Consider the following 3,516-nt stretch of genomic DNA (forward strand, 5'->3'; position numbering starts at 1 on the left):
CCCCGCGCGCGGCGGGAAACGGGGCGTCGTAAGGCTCAGCAGGGCCTCTGAGGGTCCGGAGGCGCTCAGGCGCCGATGGCGTGCAGGCCGCCGTCGACGTGGATGATCTCGCCCGTGGTCTTCGGGAACCAGTCGCTCAGCAGGGCGACGATGCCGCGGCCGGCCGGCTCCGGGTCCTTCAGGTCCCACTCCAGCGGGGAGCGGGTGTCCCACACGGAGGCCAGGTCGCTGAAGCCCGGGATGGACTTGGCGGCCATGGAGCCGATCGGGCCCGCCGAGATCAGGTTGCAGCGGATGTTCTGCTTGCCCAGGTCGCGCGCCATGTAGCGGCTGGTGGCCTCCAGGGCGGCCTTGGCCGGGCCCATCCAGTCGTACTGCGGCCAGGCGTACTGCGCGTCGAAGGTGAGGCCGACGACCGAGCCGCCGTTCTGCATCAGCGGCAGGCAGGCCATGGTCAGCGACTTCAGGGAGAACGCCGAGACGTGCATGGCGGTGGCGACGGACTCGAACGGCGTGTTGAGGAAGTTGCCGCCGAGCGCGTCCTGCGGCGCGAAACCGATGGAGTGCACGACGCCGTCCAGGCCGCCCAGCTCCTCGCCGACGACGTCCGCCAGCCGCCCGAGGTGCTCGTCGTTGGTGACGTCCAGCTCGATGACCTTGGTCGGCTTCGGCAGCTTCCTGGCGATGCGCTCGGTCAGCGTGGGCCGCGGGAACGCGGTCAGGATGATCTCGGCGCCCTGCTCCTGGGCCAGCTTGGCGGCGTGGAAGGCGATGGAGGACTCCATCAGCACACCGGTGATCAGGACGCGCTTGCCCTCGAGGATTCCGCTCATGGTGATCAGTGACCCATTCCCAGTCCGCCGTCAACCGGGATGACGGCTCCAGTGATGTACGAGGCGTCGTCGGACGCGAGGAAGCGCACCGCCGCGGCGATCTCCTCCGGCTGCGCGTACCGGCCGAGCGGCACCTGGGCGACGATGTTCTGACGCTGCTCGTCGCTGAGCACCTTGGTCATGTCGGTGTCGACGAAACCGGGCGCGACGACGTTGAACGTGATGTTGCGCGAGCCCAGCTCCCGGGCCAGGGAACGCGCGAAGCCGACCAGCGCGGCCTTGGAGGCGGCGTAGTTCGCCTGTCCCGCCGAGCCGAGCAGGCCGACCACGGACGAGATGAGGACGACGCGGCCCTTCTTGGCCCGCAGCATGCCGCGGTTGGCGCGCTTGACGACCCGGAAGGTGCCGGTGAGGTTGGTGTCGATGACCGAGGTGAAGTCCTCCTCGGACATGCGCATCAGGAGCTGGTCCTTGGTGACGCCCGCGTTGGCGACCAGGACCTCGACCGGACCGTGCCGGTCCTCGATCTCCTTGTAGGCCTGCTCCACCTGCTCCGGGTCGGTGATGTCGCACTTGACGGCCAGGAAGCCGGCCGGCGGCTCACCCGAGCGGTACGTGATCGCGACCTTGTCGCCGGCGTCGGCGAAAGCGCGGGCGATGGCGAGGCCGATGCCCCGGTTGCCTCCGGTGACGAGAACCGAGCGGCTCAACGGATCACCCTTTCGATAGCGGTCTTACATATCCGCCCGGACTCCTGGGCGGCAGGCGGCTTCACCGGAAACCTATCGGTACCGCCCCGTCCGCGGGCAATCGGGCACCGACAGTGGCGCGGGGGTGTCGCTGTCGGATCCCTACAGAACGCGGTCGCCGGGGACCCGAACCGGTGGTCCGCCGGGCCGGTCCCGCGACATGATCGGACCCGACAGGCCACGACAGCAGGGAGACCTCCGTGCCTCATTCCATCGACGAAGCCTTCACGGCGCTTCCCCTACGCGCCCTCGCCGACGCCGCGCTGGCACGCGCGCGTGCGCTGGGGGCCGAGCACGCGGACTTCCGGTTCGAGCGGGTGCGCAGTGCCTCCTGGCGGCTGCGGGACGCGCGGCTCGCCGGATCGTCGGACACCACCGACCTCGGGTACGCGGTCCGGGTGGTGCACGGCGGCAGCTGGGGCTTCGCCTCCGGGGTGGACCTGTCCATGGACGCCGCCGCCCGGGTCGCCTCGCAGGCGGTGGCCATGGCCAAGCTGTCCGCGCAGGTGATCAAGGCCGCCGGGTCCGACGAACACGTGGAGCTGGCCGACGAGCCGGTGCACGCGGACAAGACGTGGATCTCCTCGTACGGGATCGACCCGTTCTCGGTGCCGGACGAGGAGAAGTCGGCGCTGCTGGCGGAGTGGAGCAACCGGCTCCTGAGCGCGGACGGCGTCGATCACGTCGACGCCTCGCTGCTCACCGTCCACGAGAACAAGTTCTACGCGGACACCGCCGGGACGGTGACCACCCAGCAGCGGGTGCGGCTGCACCCGCAGCTGACGGCCGTCTCGGTCGACGAGGCGAGCGGCGAGTTCGACTCCATGCGCACCCTGGCCCCGCCGGTGGGGCGCGGCTGGGAGTACCTGACCGGCACCGGCTGGGACTGGGACGACGAGCTGGCCCGGATCCCCGAGCTGCTCGCGGAGAAGATGCGGGCGCCGAGCGTGGAACCGGGCCTGTACGACCTGGTGGTGGACCCCTCCAACCTGTGGCTGACCATCCACGAGTCCATCGGCCACGCCACCGAGCTGGACCGCGCCCTCGGCTACGAGGCCGCCTACGCCGGCACCTCCTTCGCCACCTTCGACCGGCTGGGCAAGCTGAGGTACGGCTCGGAGCTGATGAACGTCACCGGTGACCGCACCGCCGAGCACGGCCTGGCGACCATCGGCTACGACGACGAGGGCGTCGCGGCGCAGTCCTGGGACCTGGTGAAGGACGGCACGCTGGTCGGCTACCAGCTGGACCGGCGGACAGCGCGGCTGACCGGGTTCGAGCGGTCCAACGGGTGCGCGTACGCCGACTCCCCCGCGCACGTGCCGGTGCAGCGCATGGCCAACGTCTCGCTGCGGCCGGATCCGGCCGGGCTGTCCACGGAGGATCTGATCGGGGGCGTGGACCGGGGCATCTATGTCGTCGGCGACCGGTCCTGGTCGATCGACATGCAGCGGTACAACTTCCAGTTCACCGGCCAGCGCTTCTTCAAGATCGAGAACGGGCGGATCACCGGGCAGCTGAAGGACGTCGCCTACCAGGCCACGACGACCGACTTCTGGGGTTCCATGGCCGCCGTCGGCGGACCGCAGACGTACGTCCTCGGCGGTGCCTTCAACTGCGGCAAGGCCCAGCCGGGCCAGGTCGCCGCCGTGTCCCACGGCTGCCCGTCGGCCCTCTTCAAGGGCGTCAACATTCTGAACACCACGCAGGAGGCCGGCCGATGAGCGTCCGTACCCACAAGCCGCACGAGGTCGTCGAGCAGGCCCTGGCGCTGTCCCGGGCGGACGGCTGTGTCGTCATCGCCGACGAGCACTCCACCGCCAATCTGCGCTGGGCGGGCAACGCGCTCACCACCAACGGGGTGACCCGCGGCCGTACGCTCACCGTGATCGCGACCGTGGACGGCGCCGAGGGCACCGCCTCCGGCGTGGTGT

3 protein-coding genes and 1 pseudogene are annotated in these 3,516 nt (G+C 70.3%); 2 read left to right on the forward strand and 2 right to left on the reverse strand.

Annotation, left to right across the window (positions count from 1 at the left end; translation table 11 throughout):
* Nucleotides 1-65: 65 nt before the first annotated feature.
* The gene (gene fabI, locus H5J33_RS27725) at nucleotides 66-833 is read right to left on the reverse strand and encodes an enoyl-ACP reductase FabI (RefSeq protein WP_181797572.1); all 768 of its coding nucleotides are present in this window, start codon (nucleotides 831-833) and stop codon (nucleotides 66-68) included.
* Nucleotides 834-838: 5 nt separating this feature from the next.
* Nucleotides 839-1,543: a 3-oxoacyl-[acyl-carrier-protein] reductase gene (fabG, locus tag H5J33_RS27730; protein WP_181797573.1), complete on the reverse strand. Its 705-nt coding sequence runs from the start codon at nucleotides 1,541-1,543 to the stop codon at nucleotides 839-841.
* Nucleotides 1,544-1,782: 239 nt separating this feature from the next.
* On the opposite strand from fabG, the gene H5J33_RS27735 reads away from it, so the two are divergent.
* Nucleotides 1,783-3,306: a TldD/PmbA family protein gene (locus H5J33_RS27735; protein ID WP_181797574.1), complete on the forward strand. Its 1,524-nt coding sequence runs from the start codon at nucleotides 1,783-1,785 to the stop codon at nucleotides 3,304-3,306.
* Nucleotides 3,303-3,516 (forward strand): annotated as a pseudogene (locus H5J33_RS27740) (TldD/PmbA family protein); the annotation flags it as partial. The gene H5J33_RS27735 and the pseudogene H5J33_RS27740, both read left to right, overlap by 4 nt.

Origin of the sequence: Streptomyces sp. WELS2, assembly GCF_013870595.1 — a bacterium.
GTDB lineage: Bacteria > Actinomycetota > Actinomycetes > Streptomycetales > Streptomycetaceae > Streptomyces.

Bases quoted from the DNA above. Each gene is read 5' to 3' on its own strand.
- fabI (WP_181797572.1), bottom strand. From the start codon at position 833: ATGAGCGGAATCCTCGAGGGCAAGCGCGTCCTGATCACCGGTGTGCTG.